This window comes from Sutcliffiella sp. NC1, assembly GCF_027594365.1.
Classification (GTDB): Bacteria; Bacillota; Bacilli; order Bacillales; family Bacillaceae_I; genus Sutcliffiella; species Sutcliffiella cohnii.
On sequence record NZ_CP115153.1, the window covers coordinates 4,086,583 to 4,102,764 of the forward strand.

Consider the following 16,182-nt stretch of genomic DNA (forward strand, 5'->3'; position numbering starts at 1 on the left):
TAGTTGTCTAACTTCAGACGATAATGACTATTGACTTAAAAGTGATAGAAATACTAACTTACTATTATTAGATTGATACAATAGTAGTATGAACTTTTAAACTATACTTTTTTTTGAAAGAGGGAGTTATGTGAAAATAACTGTGAATGATCAGCCCGTTGAACTGTTCAAAGGTGCAACTCTAAAACATGCCCTATTAAAAGTAAACGAACAGCTTTATAAAGAAGTGATGGGGGAAAAAGCAGTAATAACAGATCAAGATGGAAATGTAACAGATATAAACGGTGCAGTTGGGGACGGCTTTTCCTATTATGTAAGGACAAAATAAAGAGGCTAGGACAACACTAAAATGGTCATGATAAAAAACGAACAAAAGATATTCGGTGAAAACTCGCTCCGGAAATCCTGCGATAGTTCGTTTTTTACTTTGATAGAAATAGTTATGTCCTATCCTCTATTTTTACGTTCTATATTAATTCTTTAATATCATATACTCTACCATTTTCAAGTTTTTGGTTGTAAATTAATTCTACCATCTTCTCGGCGACAAATTCCGGTGAACGTAATGCTCCTTTTTCATGGTACTCTTTAAACGTACTAATATCTGCAAAGTCTTCTTCATTGGAACTACGAATAACTGCTTGCATTTCTGTATCCATTATCCCTGGTGAAAAAGCAATAACCGTTACCGGGTTCGATGTCGATTGTTGCTCAAGTCCGACTGCATTTGTATACATATTTAAGCCTGCTTTCGTTGTACAGTATGTATTCCAACCATAAATAGGACGAGTACCTGCACCTGAGCTAACGTGAACGATTACCTTTTTACATGAAAGTGTAGAAGTTAGTTCAATAAATTTGTTTGTCATTAACATCGGCGTTAATAAGTTTAAATGAACAGCATTTGTCACCACATCGCTTGGTGCGTTACCCGCTGTTTTAATCGGATCTACCATTCCGGCATTTTGAATGAGGTAAATTTCTTCTACTTGGTTAGAAGGCAGTTCAGCAAATATTCCTTCTAACAATGTTTCTACATTGGAATGGTCTGTTAAGTCTGCTTCTACAAGCGAAACGGTTGCCCCGTTCTTTTCCGCCTCTTTCACTAACTCTTCATTTGGTGTACGAGCAATACAAACGATACGATTTCCTTTTTGTGCTACTTTTTTCACTGTTGCTGCACCGAGACCACGTGAAGCACCTGTTACGATAAAATATTTCATTGTTACTTCCTCCTTTTCCACCAATTTTGGAATTCTTCTTTTATACAACTCACGATAATCCAACCGTCTGAGCACTTATGGCCGATTTTAAAAGGGATTAAATTTGTAAGTCCTATCCATCCGTTAAAAAAGATAAAGGCTGTCATCATGTTTACGTTGGAAGCGGTGATGAATGGGATCGAGCATATGACTGCTAGCACATTGAAAAGTGGACCGCCTAGTGAAATAAGTGCTTGTTTCCATGGCGAAAGGCTTCCATTTTGCTCGTTTGTTGAATAGCCACCAACCATATAGTAGGTGTTCCACTGTATTTTTGTTCCGAGGATCGTAAATTGAAACCATTTGGGACCGGCTCCTAAGACAATTTTCGTATGTTGGACACGAAATAATCTTGCAAAGATTATGTGACCGAGTTCGTGTAAAAGGTGAATGAATGGTAATAAAATAAAAATAAATAAGAAAAGATCCAGCATGTACAGACTACCTTTAATTTTATTTGCTGCAACTCTCACAACATTCTGTTTTTATTATAGTACATGTTGGACTTTTGGTGTGCTTAGTTTTTTGTTTTTCTGTGCTTCGACACTGTGAAATAGAATGGTTTGAGGAAAACATTCTATACAACATTGATTATGTAATTCGTATTAAGCTAGTCCGTTTCACTTCGCTTCAGGTGTTCGCTTTCCGCGGGGAGGGAGCTGAGCCTCCTCGGGCTTTGCCCTGTGGGGTCTCAGCCTTCCCTCTACTCCCGCAGGAGTCTCACACCTTCCGCTACGTTACACTCTCGGTTCTAATCCTCAGTTGGAAACCTTATGGCCATTTCGATATTCAAGTCCATTTTTTCAGTCCTCAGTGTACAAAATGGTCATTAGCTTACCGTTTCCGTGATGGTTTTCTTTTTTCGTTTCGGCTTGTGAAGGTTGTTCTTTGTTTTCGTTCTTTGTTTTTGGCGATGTTTTGTTCGCGTCTGTCTTTTTTTGATTCGGTTGGTGCTTTTTTCTTTTGTTGGTTGGCTTCTGGGCTTTTGTCGGCTACTTCTACTACTTTACGCTCGATTGTGCGTTGTAACCCTTTTTCGATTTCGTCCCATTGTTGACGGTCCTTTGGCGCAACGAAAGTGATGGCCATTCCGTCTTCCCCTGCTCGACCAGTTCGACCAATTCGATGAATATAGCTTTCTACATCTTCCGGAATATCGTAGTTGAATACGTGAGTAACTCCTTCTACATCGAGCCCTCTTGCTGCCACATCGGTAGCAATTAATAAATGTATTTTTGCTTCTCGGAATAGTTTCATCACTCTTTCTCGCTTTGCTTGCGAAAGGTCACCGTGTAATTCTTCCGTATTATATCCTTTTGATTTCAACTCATATTGCAACTTACTAACTCTACGTTTCGTACGGCAAAAGACGATAGCTAAAAACGGCTGGTATTCTTTAATCGTTTTATGTAATGCTTGTTGCTTTTGGCGGTCTGTCGTCTCTACGACTAGCTGTTGTATTTGCTCCATCGTTTTTTCTTTATTTTGCACCTGTATATGATTCGCATTTTTTAAATATCGCTTCGCTAGTTTACGTACTTCTTTTGAAATAGTTGCAGAAAATAACGCCGTTTGTCTTGTGGATGGTGTTTCTTCTATAATTGCTTCTACTTCTGGAAGGAAGCCGATATGTAACATTTGGTCTGCTTCATCTAAGACAAGCATTGATACTTTCGATAAGTCAATCGTTTCTCTTCGTACATGATCTAGTAATCGACCTGGAGTTGCCACGACAATATGGACATGACGATTTAATTGTTTAATTTGTTTATCCACATCTTGTCCACCGTAAACCGGTAATACATGTATATCACTTTCCTGTTTAGGAACTAATTTTTCTAATTCTGCTGTAATTTGAATGGCTAGCTCTCTTGTAGGCGTTACGATTAAACCTTGTACGTGATCTTTTTCCACATCTATTTTTTGAAGCATCGGTAAAATAAATGCTAACGTTTTTCCTGTTCCTGTCTTTGCTTGTGCAATTACGTCTTGATCTTCTAATAAAACAGGAATTGTTTTTTCTTGTATCGGTGTTGGTTTATCAATATTTTGGGCTGTGATTTTTTCTATTAATGAATCTTGTATTCCTAACGTTGTAAAATTGTCCAATGAATTCACCTCTATCCTATTATACCCATTAAAGGATACTTGACTAGCACAAGCTCTATCTGTACAAAAGCAAATTTAAAAGGTGTCCAAAATGCCAGTCACTACAACATTTTGGACACCCCCGAATATTTTACTCCAATTCTTTAACATCTTTTAGTTTTAATTTCGTTTCCTGTTCAAATGAAACGCTATATTTTACATATCCGTTCTCTAAGTCTTTTGTTATTTCTGGGTCATCGATAATGTTTCCATTTACGGTAACGGAGTCGTAATTGTACTGTTCTCGAGCTAATATTTTCTGTATAATTTCCGTATCGTTTAGCACTTCTTCTTTTCCGAAGTTTGTTGCATCGATAACGATATGAATGTAAATCGGTTTTTCTAGCGGGAAATCTTTATGCCATTTTACTTCTTCACTCCCTTGTAAAACTTCTAATTGAACGTCTACTGCTCTTACAGATTCTATTTCATCTTTTAATAAAAGATATATTTCTTCTGCCGCTTCTTTACTGAGTCGCTCCATCAAAGGAATATCTAAACTAGCAAATCGTATCCCATCTCCTGTAACCTCTGGCTGTAAAAAACCGCGAACTTGGAAATCGTATTGTTCGCCACTTCCTATTTGTACAACCGGAAAGATGTACTCATTAAATTTGAAGTCATACATCCCGTCTTTTACTCGAAACTCTTTATCTGGATAAGTTGTTAGTAAGTGATTTTCTAACACCCTTTTCGATATATGTTTACTAATCGGATTGCCATTAAACGCGTTATATAAAAATAAAATGATGCTTACTAGTAAAACGAGTAGTATCCAGTACATTACTTTTTTCCTGTTCATTTCCCATTCACTCCTTCACTTTCAAAATAAGCCAACCGATGATATTCCCAACTAGAGCAAATACATAATGAATAATAGAGAGAAACGCACTGCCCATTAATGATAGAAAGAAATGAGCGAGAAAGGTAACATCGTCACCTAAGTTTCCTTGCATGTAATCAAAAAGGTTTTCTCCTAGCGACCAAAGAAATATAGGAAAAAAGGAGATAATAAATGCTATTTTTATATCTTTATAAAAAAGGAATGTAACAACTCCTAAAACGGTATACGATAAGATGAAGCCGAAGCTTTCATTTAAAATAGATGTACCTAATGCTAATAAAAACGATACACCGACAAAGATAATTTGAAAGTACGCAAGTTTTCGATTTATTTTTTGAAGCAGTTTTTCTTCGTCTACATCCGACACTACCTCTTCTATCTCTATCGGAACTTTAGAATACTCCACTAATTCTTCATATTCTTTATTGTTATGAATCTCTTCATCCATCCATTTTTTCGTTTCTTCACTTAACAAATCCTCATTATAAAGAGGCAATAAATCTTCTATAATAGAACGAACAGGTATGTTATTCGACATAATAACCCTCCAATTCTTTTTGCAGTTTTAGTTTTGCACGATGAAATGTTACTCTTGCGACGTTTTCACTTATTCCTAGTAAACTGCCAATTTCTTTGAACGATAGTTCTCCATACATTCGTAGGATCACTACTTCTTTTGGTTCATCATCTAGCTTTTCTATTTTTTCAAGTAATTGAAACTTCGATTCTTTCGCTAATAAATCTTGTTCAGGGGAAGCTTGCAAAGGTTGACCTCGTGGAATCTTCTTTAAAAGGTTCCATTTGTATTTGTTAGAACGGTAATACTTGTTTAGCCGATTTTTTGCAATAGCGAAAAGCCACGTTTGAATGGAAGATTCACCTGAAAATTTCACTCCTCCTTTTATTGCTTCAAAGAATACTTCTTGCGTTAAATCTTCCGCTGCTTCTTTATTGGAAGTTTTAATATAGAAGAAAGCATAAATTTTGGGCTGCATCTCTTTATATAGAGAATTAATATCCATTTCGCCCCTCCCTTGATCATTGGGGTTTCATTATTTTCGATTCATATAATTAGTACCATGAACATTGTATTCGTTACATTGTTTTTTCATTTTTTGAAAACATTTTTTTGAACAATAAAAAAAAGGACCGTTATTGCTTCGGTCCTTCCCATTTAGACATACCTGGGATTACATTGAAAACTTGTTGAAATCCTTTTTCTGTTAATTTCTGTGCAGCAAGGTCACTACGTGTTCCTGTTCGGCAAACAACGTATGTGGTCGCTTCTTTATTTAAAGTGGAAACTAATTGATCTAGTTCACCTAGTGGGACAGATATCGCTCCTGGTATATGTCCAAATGCATATTCTGCTGGCTCACGAACGTCCACTACTACAATTTCTTCACCTAGTTTTGTTTCCAACTCTTCGTTCGTCACCGTATGAGGGTAACTCGCTTCTGCTTTTTCTTCCGCTGCTGTTGCCTTGCGAATATAATGTTTTAAAACACTGTCCTCTTCAATTGTACCTAAATAGTGATGACCAATTTTTTCGGACCATGCTTTTATATCGGCTGTAGAACCTTTATCCGTAGCTAACACTTCTAACACTTCTCCAGCATGTAACGCATCCACTGCTTTTTTTGTACGTACAATTGGCATCGGACAAGCTAACCCTTTCGCATCAATCGTTTCATTTACTTTCATCTCAATTCCCCCTAACTTTTATGACCAAGCATTCATTCCGCCCTTTACGTTTGTTACGTTCGAAAAACCAAGCTTTTTCAACTGTTTCACTGCTGCATTACTTCTCATACCACTTTGGCAAATAACTATTACTTCTTTTTCTTTTGAAAGATTTTTCGCCTCAGCTTTTAATGCGTTTAATGGAATATTTTTAAATTGTTTAATATGATTACCTTTAAACTCCATCGGTGTACGTACATCAACAAACTGTTTATCCTTACTCTTTAATTCCGTTTTCAACTGTGCCGTTGTTATTTGACGTACACCTTTCGTTGGTATAAATTTTCGCACTAAAAATAAGATGACTAAGGCCATTAAAATATATTGAATAATTTCCACTGAGAAACCCAACCTTTCTTTAAATAAATAAGTTTACGTTTCCTTCCGATGCGTCTGCTAAATATGCACCTACACCGGCATATTCAATTCCTTCTAACATTTCTTCTTCCTTTAAACCTAATAAATCTACGCTCATTTGACATGCTACAATTTTTACATCTTGTTCTCTCGCCATTTCGATCAAGCTTGGTAGAGACTGAACGTTATGCTTTTTCATAATTCCTTTAATCATTTGCGGTCCAATTCCAGCCATATTCATTTTCGATAATGCTAGACGATTCGCGCCACGAGGCATCATTTTTGCAAACATTTTTTCAATGAAGTTTTTGGAAACAGGAACTAGCTCTTCTTTCCGCAATACATTTAATCCCCAAAACGTGTGGAAAATGGTTACTTCATGGTCATATGCAGCTGCACCGTTTGCAATAATGTAAGCCGCTAAAGCTTTATCATAGTCACCACTAAACAAAATAATCGTTGTCTTTTTTCTTTCTGTCATCGCTATCGTCCCCCTATTATCCTTTTTTTATATAAAACGTAAATACATTGTTTTCTTCTTTCATGTCTACCATTTCATTTCCTGTCGACTTTGCCCAAGCAGTTAAATCTGCCTTTGCTCCTTTATCAGTTGCGATTACTTCTAATACTTCACCTGATTGAAGATCGTTTAAAGCCTTTTTTGTTTTTACTAATGGCATTGGGCAGTTTAACCCTTTCACATCTAACACTTTATTATTGTTCATTTACAGTTCCTCCTAATGTTTTATACTTATACCTGTAAGGGTATATTATTTTCTAAAAAAAGAGAGAGGTATTTCTAATATACCTACAAGGGTATAATAACAACCTACTCACCTATTGTCAACTACCTACTTCTAATTAACAATTCAACTGCTTCTTTCACTGTATCGCTCGTATCTTCCCCTTTTAATACTTGTTCACGAACACAGTGTTCTAAGTTTGTACTTACGATCACTCCGATTGCACGATCAATGGCTGTTTGTGCTGCAGTTAATTGAGAAATAACATCGCGGCAATCTTTCCCTTGTTCCATCATGTGAAGAACACCACGAATTTGACCTTCCGCTCGTTTTAAGCGGTTTTTAATTTTATCATTGTATTCCATTTAACTCACCGACCTTTCTTTGTTCCATTATAAAACAATCTATGAAAATATGCAGTGTATAGGCTCATTTATTCAAAACGTTATGCACTTATAATATACCCCGTTAGGTATAAAGTCAATATAACACACAAGTTAATTTATTCCAGTTTGTAAGCATCGATATTTAAAAGGGTGGCTAAGTCAACTAGTTCAAACCCACTAACTTTAAGCTCTTCGATTAAAATCGGTAATGCTTTACTATTTTCACCATGAATAGAAGCGGAATGCATTAGAATGATGTCACCATTTCTTACGTTTTCCACCACATTTTTTACTGTCTTATTTGCATCATTATGGGACCAGTCTAACGTATCAATAGACCATAGAACGATTGTATGACCAGCTTCTGAAGCTACTTTAACAACTCTTTCATCAGTGTCGCCATATGGTGTACGTAATATGCTCGGCTTTTTCCCTATTATTGCTTCAATAGCTTTGTCTGTTGTTTCTATTTCTTTCGCCATCTCCTCTTCCGTTAGTTTTGTCATTTCGTTATGATGGTAGCTATGATTTAAAACTAAATGTCCGGAAGCATCTGTTTTTTGGACAATTTCACGATTTTTTTCTATTTCGGATCCGATGAAAAAGAAACTCCCTTTTACCCCAAAGTCGTTTAAAATATCGACGATTTGTGGTGTTACAACATCATCGGGACCGTCATCAAACGTAAGAGCGACCATTTTTTTATTTGGGCCATTTAAATATACCGTTTCATGCTCCGCGGTAAAATGATACATATCCTCGCGCCATTGTTGCATACTATCCCAAGCTTTTTTGGACAGTTTAGGAGATTCCCCTTTAATTTTCAACCTATACTCTTCTTCGTTTTCCTTCGGAGGTGCAGTGACTTCTTTTTCATCTGAAGGGGTAGTCTTTTCTTTTTCATCCACTATTGCCTCCTCCTTTCCCTCTACAGGCAGTTGTTCTTCAACCGTTACTTTACATGCAGTTAATAATAGTATACTTATTAAAAATAGGAACATTCTTTTCTTGAGAGTTTTCCCCTTCCCATTTCTCACCCGATTATTATAAGACAAAACAATTAGTGAGGGATCGAGACCCCTCACTGTTTAGTATACTTTATTTTCCACCATGTTAAATTAGTATTCATTCGATAACGTATAACTAATTGGCTTTTTGTACGTTGAGATTTTTTTACGATAAAGAAGGTCGATTACTAACTCCGCACTTGCTAAAGGCTCAATTGTCCCTTGATAAGCCTTCAATTTCGTCTGTAACATTTCTAATTCAGCCGGAGCATACAACAGCTTTTCTATTAGTTCGTCAATTGTGTAACTTTCATCTAATTTTTCTGCTAAACAGTTTTTCACTAAAATCTCGCAGTTACTTTCTTCATGACCGGGAATAGGTTTGTAAATGTACATAGGAAGTCCTTTAGATAACGCTTCAAAGCAAGTGACACCGCCAGCTTTTGTAATAAGTAAATCCGCTGCTTCCATCCATTCGTCTATATCGTTACGAAAACCTAGTATACGAATATTAGGGTGCTCGTACTGCTCCTGGCTCAGTAAAACTTTTCTTAATTTTTCGTTTCTCCCTGTACAAATAATAATTTGAATGTTGTCCTTCCATTTCGTTAACTGCTCTGATAATTCTTTCATCCCACCGAGACCAAGACCGCCTCCCATTACCATAACGGAAGGAATATGTTTTAATTGGAGCTTCTCTCTCACTTCTTCTTTGTCCTTCTTATCCCAAAAACTTGAATTGGTAGGAATTCCCGTTACGACTAATTGACTACGGGGAATGTCCATTTCTAAAAGTTGCTCGACAACGTCTTCACTTGAAACGAGATAATAATCAATATATTTATGTACCCAAGCTCCATGCACGTGGAAATCTGTAATGAGTGTACAAAGTGTAAATGGATATCCCTTATTTTTCAAAGATGAAAGAGTGGCGCTCGTAAAAGGGTGGGTGCAAATAATCATGTCTGGCTTTTCTCTTATGATTAACTGTTCAATCCGCCGATGAAAAAGCAAGTAGATGACAACCTTTTTCCACTGAGAGAGTGGTTTTTCTTGTTTATGACGGTATATTTTTCTCCAAAGATTAGGAAAAAGGATAATCAAATTTATATAAAAGTTAACAAATAATTTAGACGAAAAAGGATTTAACGTTTGTCCCACTTCGATAATTTGCGTTTCGACAGATGGATTTAAATGAGCAATTCCTTGTTGCAATGCTTCGGCCGCTTTCGTATGACCATTTCCAACTGCTTCCGAAAGAATTAATACCTTTTTACTCATGAGAAACTCCCTTACTAAGTAATTATGTCTTAGTATTTACTACAAAAAAGTAAACAATCCTTTTGAAGCACTATTTTAAGAAGTGACAACTGCAGTGGGTAAAATCGTAAAAGGTTGATTAGAAATTTAATCAACCTTTACACCGTTATCTAAATATCGCATGTTTGCGTATCCTTTTTTGCGACGAAACCAAATGACCGCTAGCGCTAATAGTATTAATACAATCGACATTACTTGTGCCATTCGTATATATTCGCCAAGCATAAGGCTGTCCGTTCTCATTCCTTCAATAAAGAAGCGACCAACGGAATAATAAATGAGATACGTTAAAAATAACTCTCCACGCCTTAAATTTACTTTCCGCAATGACATTAATAATAGAAACCCGATAAAGTTCCAAACTGATTCATACAAAAATGTTGGATGATAATAGGTTCCATTAATATACATTTGATTAATGATAAACTCCGGTAAGTGTAAGCTTTCTAAAAATCCTCTCGTAACCGGTCCTCCGTGAGCTTCTTGATTCATAAAATTGCCCCAACGACCAATTGCTTGAGCTAGTATTAAACTTGGGGCCAAAATATCAGTAAGCTTCCAAAACGATAGGTTGCGTACTTTTGCAAACACTATAATTGTCAGCACAGCGCCGATTAATACACCGTGCATCGCTAGTCCACCTTCCCACACTGCTAGTATTTCTTTCGGATGAGCAGAGTAATAATCCCATTGGAAAGTTACATAGTATAATCGTGCGACAAGAACAGATATTGGTAGCCCCCATACTACTAAATCGACAAACGTATCTTTCGGTAAGTTTCTTCGTTCACTTTCACGAACAGCTATCCATAGACCGATAATAGCCCCTGTCATAATGAGAACACCGTACCAATATAACTGAATGGGGCCAATGCTAATAGCTACTCGATTTAACGGTTCAATTACTGGGTCCATACTTATCTCCTTTTAGTTTGTTCGTAATGTACTAAAAGCCCATTGGCACTTGTGGTATAACATGTCCTTCAATACGCTCGAAAATGTCGTCTAAACTCCGACCAGTAATCGTTAAGCCATGATTTTTCAAGCCAATTACCGCTCTTGAAGGATCTTCCGCTTTTCTTACTAAGTCTGCAACCGTTTCAGCAAGTTGAATCGTTCCGCACGGGTAATTAATTTCTGTTGCTTTCACATCATCCATCCAAGCATGAATATGAACGATTGCCCCTACTTGTGGATGTTCTTTATAAATCATCCAATGTTCAATCGCATCAACAGAAGCTCTTCGTGGGCTTACGGTTGGTGGGATGCTTACTTCCATCGATCGCTTCTCATCGTTATAGCCTTTTATATATAAAATATCTTGTCCGATTACTTTCATGTTCGCTTTATTCACACCACTGGCGCTCATCCAAAATCCTTTATCATCGTTGCGACTACTTAAATTCCCGTAACTTAAGCCCCCAATTCCGTACAATTTTCTTAACTGTCTCATATCGCGATCTGTTAAATATTTATGTAGTGGAAACGGAGCCGGAAGTAAATTCATCTCATCTAATTTCTTCCCTGACAAATACATCTTCTTTGTCTTTTCATTTCCATTCCATAGCCGCTCATCTAAGTCTGCTAGAAAATCATTATCAATAATTAATTGGGCAGAAGCGACCGGCTCTAATCTTTCGTAGATTTGCTCGAAGAAATCAGTTGCATTCTCGCCGTCGTAACGTATTTGGTAAAAGCCTTGTTCTGGTGTAACGAATGAAACGATTGTTCCTTCGTTCGTATGCACAATGTAAACGAAATGGTTCGATAAGGAGCGAACTAGATTAGGGTATGCTGCTTCGAAATGATTATCTCTGTCCTGACTGCTTTCCATAATCGACACAACAAAAGTTGCTTGCGCCTTGCGTCGAAAAGGTCGAGGTCGCTCTTCATTTACAACATTGAATACAAGCTGTAAATCGTCATTAGGGTCTTCTGTATATCGGTATCCTTTGGAGCTAAACACTTCCTTTAGTTCTGAAGTAAACCATGTGAGAAAAGCACTTTGCTCGGCTCCTGTTACTGTAAACTGCTTCATTTCTATTCCTCCTATTATCTTGTTGTTAATTGAAATATCGCTGGTAACAGACAAGTTCTATATACAAATCCCTTTTAAGAGGTGAGTGAATCAACGTTCGGTTCAAATACTACTTTAAAGGCTGAGCGATTTTTCTTATTAGACGCGGTGTCAATCGCATCTCGATATTTTTCAAGCGGAAATCGATGCGTAACCATTGGTGCCAAGTCTACTTTTCCATTTCGTATTAAATCAATTGCAATTTCAAACGTTCTCACTCTATTTCCTTTATACTCTTCTGTACTATAAGCAAAGCTGCCGCTAACATCTAATTCGTTCAGCCAGACGGTTGTCCAATCAATTCCATCCATTATGCCAGCTAAGCCTAGCAAAATAACTTTTCCACCGTTTCTAGCAAAACGTAACGAATCGTTAATACTTTGCTTTCTGCCGACACATTCATAAATCATGTCTGCACCACCTTCTATTACTTCTGGTCCAAACACAGGTTTTAACACTCTCCCTCCAATGGAGCTAGCAAGTTCCTCAATATAACTTTGCCTTCGCAACATAATAATGTCATCTGCTCCGTAATCCGAAGCTAATTGTGCTTGAAATTCGTGTTTTACAAGGGCCACAACTTTACACGGCAGCTCTAAAGCACGAATAGCAGCAATTACACTAATACCAATGACACCACCACCAATAACTAGAACCGTATCGCCTTCACTCGGAGGATTTCGCAACACACTATGTAATGCACAGCTAAACGGCTCAATCATAACGCCATTCAGATCATTCACTTCTTCTGGGAGCTTGAAAATTTGGCTCTTATGCGCAACGATATGAGAGCCCCATCCACCTCCAGTATCTCGACACGTTCCTATTAATAGCCCTGGTGAGAGGTCTCCTTCTGTTTTATATTGACAGAGGCTATAATTTCCTTTTTGACAAGCGGAACAGGCTGGTTCAATCCCTCTTACGGAGCAAGATAATATCGGATCAATTGCCACTCTATCGCCAGGTTGAAAACCCGTCACGTTCTCTCCAACAGTTTCGATTTCTCCTACGATTTCATGACCAATCGTAAAGGGAAATGAGACAAACGGGGATGTTGCAGGACTATCATTTAAAAATAGTAGATTTAAATCACTTCCACAAATGCCACCATATTTCACTTTTATTTTCACCCAATTACTATTCGGAAGCTCAGGTTCAGACTGATCATGGTATCGTAAACAAGATAACCGTGAATTCCAATAAATCGATGGAATAAGCCTTCCTGTCACTTTACTAAATACGTATTGAGGTATGTTGAAATCAAATTGGACTGCCTTCACATTTATCACCCACTCTTTTTGAGCGCTAGTTAGAAAGACGAAGCAACATCATAATATTTTGCTTGTCCGATTAACCGCAAGTTATTCTAATGAAATTAATGATATTTTTACCAATTCCTTTACAAATATTCATTATTTTACTATAAATTGGTAAACAACTACTTTTTGTATAGATTCGTTCTTATTAGGTTATAATTTTCCTAAAAATTACATATTAGGTGGATGCGAATGTATTACTTTATCGTTAATAAAGTATCTGGAAGCGGAAGAGCGTATCGAATATGGAATCAAATAGAAAAGAGATTAAATAAAGAATGTATTCCATATTCTGTTTTTTTTACAGAGAGACAGAAGCATGCAACGGAGTTAGTAAAAGAGATTACCAAGAAGGATAATGTATCAGCTATCGTCGCTATCGGTGGAGATGGGACTGTCCATGAAGTAATTAACGGCATTATTGGCACTACAACACCGTTAGGAATTATTCCTGCTGGATCTGGCAATGATTTTTCACGCGGTCTTGGCATTCCGTTAGATTACAATCTAGCATTAAATCGACTATTAAATGGCGAACCGAAAATCATCGATATTGGAAACGTCAACTCTACCTATTTTGGAACGGTTGCTGGAATTGGTTTTGATGGAAAAGTAGCGGATACGACGAATCGATCGAAACATAAGAAACTATTTAGTTCCGTCCGACTAGGGAAAATCTCTTATATTATTAGTGCATTAAATGTATTACTTCGTTATAAGCCACAAGATATAACGTTGAAAATTGATAATGAATTGCACCATCTCCCTGGCGTGTGGTTAGTTGCTGTTGCAAATTTACCTTTTTACGGTGGCGGCCTCGTTATTTGTCCGAAAGCAGTAAGCAACGATGGACTGTTTGAAATTTGTATTGCGCAAAACATGACGAAGTTGCAATTTTTACGATTGTTACCGACTGTTTTTAAAGGAAATCATACACATTCTCCTTCCATCACTATTTTAAAAGGAAAAGAACTAGAGATTATTTGTTCCGACCCGCTCCTCATTCACGGTGATGGTGAAATAATTGGACAAACACCTACAAAAATTAGAATTGAGCATAGCGCTTTACATGTGATGTCGTGAACAAAAGCGAAGGCGACTCTAGCACTAATAAAGACCAACTCGGGGAAGTTGGTCTTTTTCTACGTTTTTTATTTTCTTTCCATTTCTTTTATTTCTTCTTCATAATTAAACTCTACTAATGCAACAAACATTTTCTTGAAGTTTTCCAAAAAACTGCTCACTAGCTTAATCATGATGTTCCTCCTTTAAATATTCAACATTAATGTAAAATTAATTTTTACAAGTTTTGTTTATTTTATGTAAAGCAAATGTAAAAAACTGTTAGTGTACTATAAATGGAAATTTTGTATCCTTAGTAAAATTTCTAACAAAAAAAGTCCCAAAAATCAGTCTTTACTGACTTTTGGGACATCCCTCCTAGTCGTTACAACATTCATCTCCCTCTTTCATATGACCAGAGCGGTTTATTTTTGTTTCTAAGTACTTTTCATTATACTCAGAAACGTCTCCCCATAACGGTTCTCTTCCCGAAACAGGCAACCCTGATTTTTTTAGCGCCTCTAATTTTTTTGGGTTATTCGTTATAAGCGTAACCGGCTTGCTACGTAATGCTTTTAAAACATGTATGGCATCGTTATAGTTTCGTGAGTCATCAACAAAGCCGAGCGCTTGATTCGCTTCTACAGTATCGTAGCCGTTTTCTTGAAGAATGTATGCCATTGCCTTACTAAATAACCCAATGCCTCTTCCTTCGTGATTAGCTAAGTAAAAAATTGCCCCATTTCCATGTTCGACAACCTTTTTCATTGATTGCTTTAATTGATATCCACAATCACATCTTTTACTACCGAAAATGTCGCCAGTATGACAGATCGAATGCATACGAATAATCGCATCTTCACTATAGGCAAAATCACCATACGCTAATACACTTGACTGTTGAAATTCTGCCAAATTAATAGAAGATAACTTATGAATGATACTTTCAAAATTCTCCGTTACTTCATCACAGTTTAACCAGCAATACCAATGGAAAACTACCGTCTTATCGTATAAATTAACGGGAAGTTGAATTGGACCAACTAAGTAAATAGCACCCTTTTCTGTTTTAATTAACTGAATTTTATCTTCTAAAATTGATATTGTTTTTGAGTCAAATTTCGTTTGAGTCATGGCAGTGGCATCCCCTTTTTTAGTTAGTATTTGTTTTGTAAGGAGAAATTATCTATAAAGCAAGATGACAAAAAGGACGGTGACTAACCCCGTCCCTTTATACTCCTGTATATTTGAATGAATAAATATGAGTTTTTGTTAGCTCCATAACTTCTTGGATAAATTCTTCTTGGGACTCGTGAAAATCACTTGTAATCCAATTTTGGATAAGCCCGTAAAAGCCATAAGCTGTGTATCGTTTAAAATAGTCCATATTAACCGGAATGTTATTAATCGTTTCGAAGATGAACTTTTCTTGATAAATCTTTAAAATTGTTTGAGGAAGAGTTGTATGTAATCCCGGTAACGTATCATCATATTTTATCAATTCAAAGAAATTTCGATGCTTATAAATATAAGATACTATGTTAAACGACTGTTTATTGATCTTCGTTGTATATACTTTCTGCCCTGGTGTATGTGGTTGTCCAACAGAATCCCATAACCCTGTCATCATGCACTCTAGCAAGCTTTCAGCTAAATCAATTTTGTCATGATAATGAACATAAAATGTGCTGCGATTATAAGCTGCCTGATTTACAATATCTTTTACTGAAATAGCATGATATCCCTTTTCTTTTATTAGCTCCATGAGGGCGAGTTTTAAATGTTCTTTTGTCCGGTTTTGTCGATTTGATAAAACTTCCACTCCATCGTGCATTAAAAAACCTCCCTAAAAAGACAGTTTTATCGAAAATGTCTAACAGTTAGACATTTACAATTTCTTTGATGATTGTTAATCGT

20 protein-coding genes are annotated in these 16,182 nt (G+C 36.6%); 2 read left to right on the top strand and 18 right to left on the bottom strand.

The window, feature by feature from the left end:
• Nucleotides 1-130: 130 nt before the first annotated feature.
• Nucleotides 131-328 carry a hypothetical protein gene (locus O1A01_RS21325; RefSeq protein ID WP_270064920.1) on the top strand — a complete coding sequence of 66 codons (198 nt, stop codon included), beginning with the start codon at nucleotides 131-133 and terminating at the stop codon, nucleotides 326-328.
• A 139-nt stretch (nucleotides 329-467) separates the two neighbouring features.
• On the opposite strand, the gene O1A01_RS21330 is transcribed toward O1A01_RS21325, so the two are convergent.
• From O1A01_RS21330 to O1A01_RS21405, 16 genes are all read right to left on the bottom strand, one after another.
• Nucleotides 468-1,223, bottom strand: coding sequence for a (S)-benzoin forming benzil reductase (locus O1A01_RS21330; RefSeq protein ID WP_270064921.1), 756 nt, complete (start codon nucleotides 1,221-1,223; stop codon nucleotides 468-470).
• Between the two features lie 2 nt (nucleotides 1,224-1,225).
• On the bottom strand, nucleotides 1,226-1,696 hold the full coding sequence (locus O1A01_RS21335) for a site-2 protease family protein (RefSeq protein WP_270064922.1): 471 nt from the start codon (nucleotides 1,694-1,696) through the stop codon (nucleotides 1,226-1,228).
• 400 nt (nucleotides 1,697-2,096) lie between these two features.
• Entirely contained in the window at nucleotides 2,097-3,371 is a 1,275-nt protein-coding gene (locus O1A01_RS21340) for a DEAD/DEAH box helicase (RefSeq protein WP_443081790.1), read from the bottom strand.
• Nucleotides 3,372-3,501: 130 nt separating this feature from the next.
• On the bottom strand, nucleotides 3,502-4,212 hold the full coding sequence (locus O1A01_RS21345; RefSeq protein ID WP_270064923.1) for a YfjL-like protein: 711 nt from the start codon (nucleotides 4,210-4,212) through the stop codon (nucleotides 3,502-3,504).
• 7 nt (nucleotides 4,213-4,219) lie between these two features.
• On the bottom strand, nucleotides 4,220-4,792 hold the full coding sequence (locus tag O1A01_RS21350; protein WP_270064924.1) for a hypothetical protein: 573 nt from the start codon (nucleotides 4,790-4,792) through the stop codon (nucleotides 4,220-4,222).
• Nucleotides 4,782-5,276, bottom strand: coding sequence for an RNA polymerase sigma factor (locus O1A01_RS21355; RefSeq protein ID WP_270064925.1), 495 nt, complete (start codon nucleotides 5,274-5,276; stop codon nucleotides 4,782-4,784). The genes O1A01_RS21350 and O1A01_RS21355 overlap by 11 nt, the downstream gene beginning before the upstream one ends.
• 130 nt (nucleotides 5,277-5,406) lie before the next feature.
• The gene (locus O1A01_RS21360; RefSeq protein WP_270064926.1) at nucleotides 5,407-5,958 is read right to left on the bottom strand and encodes a sulfurtransferase TusA family protein; all 552 of its coding nucleotides are present in this window, start codon (nucleotides 5,956-5,958) and stop codon (nucleotides 5,407-5,409) included.
• A gap of 18 nt (nucleotides 5,959-5,976) precedes the next feature.
• Nucleotides 5,977-6,312 (bottom strand): rhodanese-like domain-containing protein, encoded by a 336-nt coding sequence (locus O1A01_RS21365; RefSeq protein WP_425319502.1) that lies wholly within the window; start codon nucleotides 6,310-6,312, stop codon nucleotides 5,977-5,979.
• Between the two features lie 43 nt (nucleotides 6,313-6,355).
• Nucleotides 6,356-6,835, bottom strand: coding sequence for a DsrE/DsrF/DrsH-like family protein (locus O1A01_RS21370; protein ID WP_066417845.1), 480 nt, complete (start codon nucleotides 6,833-6,835; stop codon nucleotides 6,356-6,358).
• 16 nt (nucleotides 6,836-6,851) lie between these two features.
• Complete coding sequence (locus tag O1A01_RS21375) at nucleotides 6,852-7,079, bottom strand: sulfurtransferase TusA family protein (protein WP_270064927.1); 228 nt, start codon at nucleotides 7,077-7,079, stop codon at nucleotides 6,852-6,854.
• Nucleotides 7,080-7,201: 122 nt separating this feature from the next.
• Entirely contained in the window at nucleotides 7,202-7,462 is a 261-nt protein-coding gene (locus O1A01_RS21380) for a metal-sensitive transcriptional regulator (protein WP_066417849.1), read from the bottom strand.
• 137 nt (nucleotides 7,463-7,599) lie between these two features.
• Nucleotides 7,600-8,391 carry a polysaccharide deacetylase family protein gene (locus O1A01_RS21385; protein WP_157729288.1) on the bottom strand — a complete coding sequence of 264 codons (792 nt, stop codon included), beginning with the start codon at nucleotides 8,389-8,391 and terminating at the stop codon, nucleotides 7,600-7,602.
• 210 nt (nucleotides 8,392-8,601) lie between these two features.
• Nucleotides 8,602-9,771 (bottom strand): MGDG synthase family glycosyltransferase, encoded by a 1,170-nt coding sequence (locus tag O1A01_RS21390; protein WP_084380512.1) that lies wholly within the window; start codon nucleotides 9,769-9,771, stop codon nucleotides 8,602-8,604.
• A 126-nt stretch (nucleotides 9,772-9,897) separates the two neighbouring features.
• On the bottom strand, nucleotides 9,898-10,725 hold the full coding sequence (gene lgt / locus O1A01_RS21395; protein WP_066417851.1) for a prolipoprotein diacylglyceryl transferase: 828 nt from the start codon (nucleotides 10,723-10,725) through the stop codon (nucleotides 9,898-9,900).
• Between the two features lie 31 nt (nucleotides 10,726-10,756).
• Nucleotides 10,757-11,848 (bottom strand): class II aldolase/adducin family protein, encoded by a 1,092-nt coding sequence (locus O1A01_RS21400; protein ID WP_066417852.1) that lies wholly within the window; start codon nucleotides 11,846-11,848, stop codon nucleotides 10,757-10,759.
• Nucleotides 11,849-11,922: 74 nt separating this feature from the next.
• Nucleotides 11,923-13,167, bottom strand: a complete 1,245-nt coding sequence (locus O1A01_RS21405; RefSeq protein ID WP_270064928.1) for a zinc-dependent alcohol dehydrogenase — start codon at nucleotides 13,165-13,167, stop codon at nucleotides 11,923-11,925.
• Between the two features lie 228 nt (nucleotides 13,168-13,395).
• On the opposite strand from O1A01_RS21405, the gene O1A01_RS21410 reads away from it, so the two are divergent.
• Nucleotides 13,396-14,286: a diacylglycerol/lipid kinase family protein gene (locus tag O1A01_RS21410; RefSeq protein ID WP_066417857.1), complete on the top strand. Its 891-nt coding sequence runs from the start codon at nucleotides 13,396-13,398 to the stop codon at nucleotides 14,284-14,286.
• A gap of 357 nt (nucleotides 14,287-14,643) precedes the next feature.
• Here the strand turns inward: O1A01_RS21410 and O1A01_RS21415 are convergent, their stop codons facing one another.
• Nucleotides 14,644-15,399 carry a GTP cyclohydrolase II gene (locus O1A01_RS21415; protein WP_270064929.1) on the bottom strand — a complete coding sequence of 252 codons (756 nt, stop codon included), beginning with the start codon at nucleotides 15,397-15,399 and terminating at the stop codon, nucleotides 14,644-14,646.
• A gap of 97 nt (nucleotides 15,400-15,496) precedes the next feature.
• On the bottom strand, nucleotides 15,497-16,099 hold the full coding sequence (locus O1A01_RS21420; RefSeq protein WP_066417863.1) for a TetR/AcrR family transcriptional regulator: 603 nt from the start codon (nucleotides 16,097-16,099) through the stop codon (nucleotides 15,497-15,499).
• Between the last annotated feature and the right edge of the window lie 83 nt (nucleotides 16,100-16,182).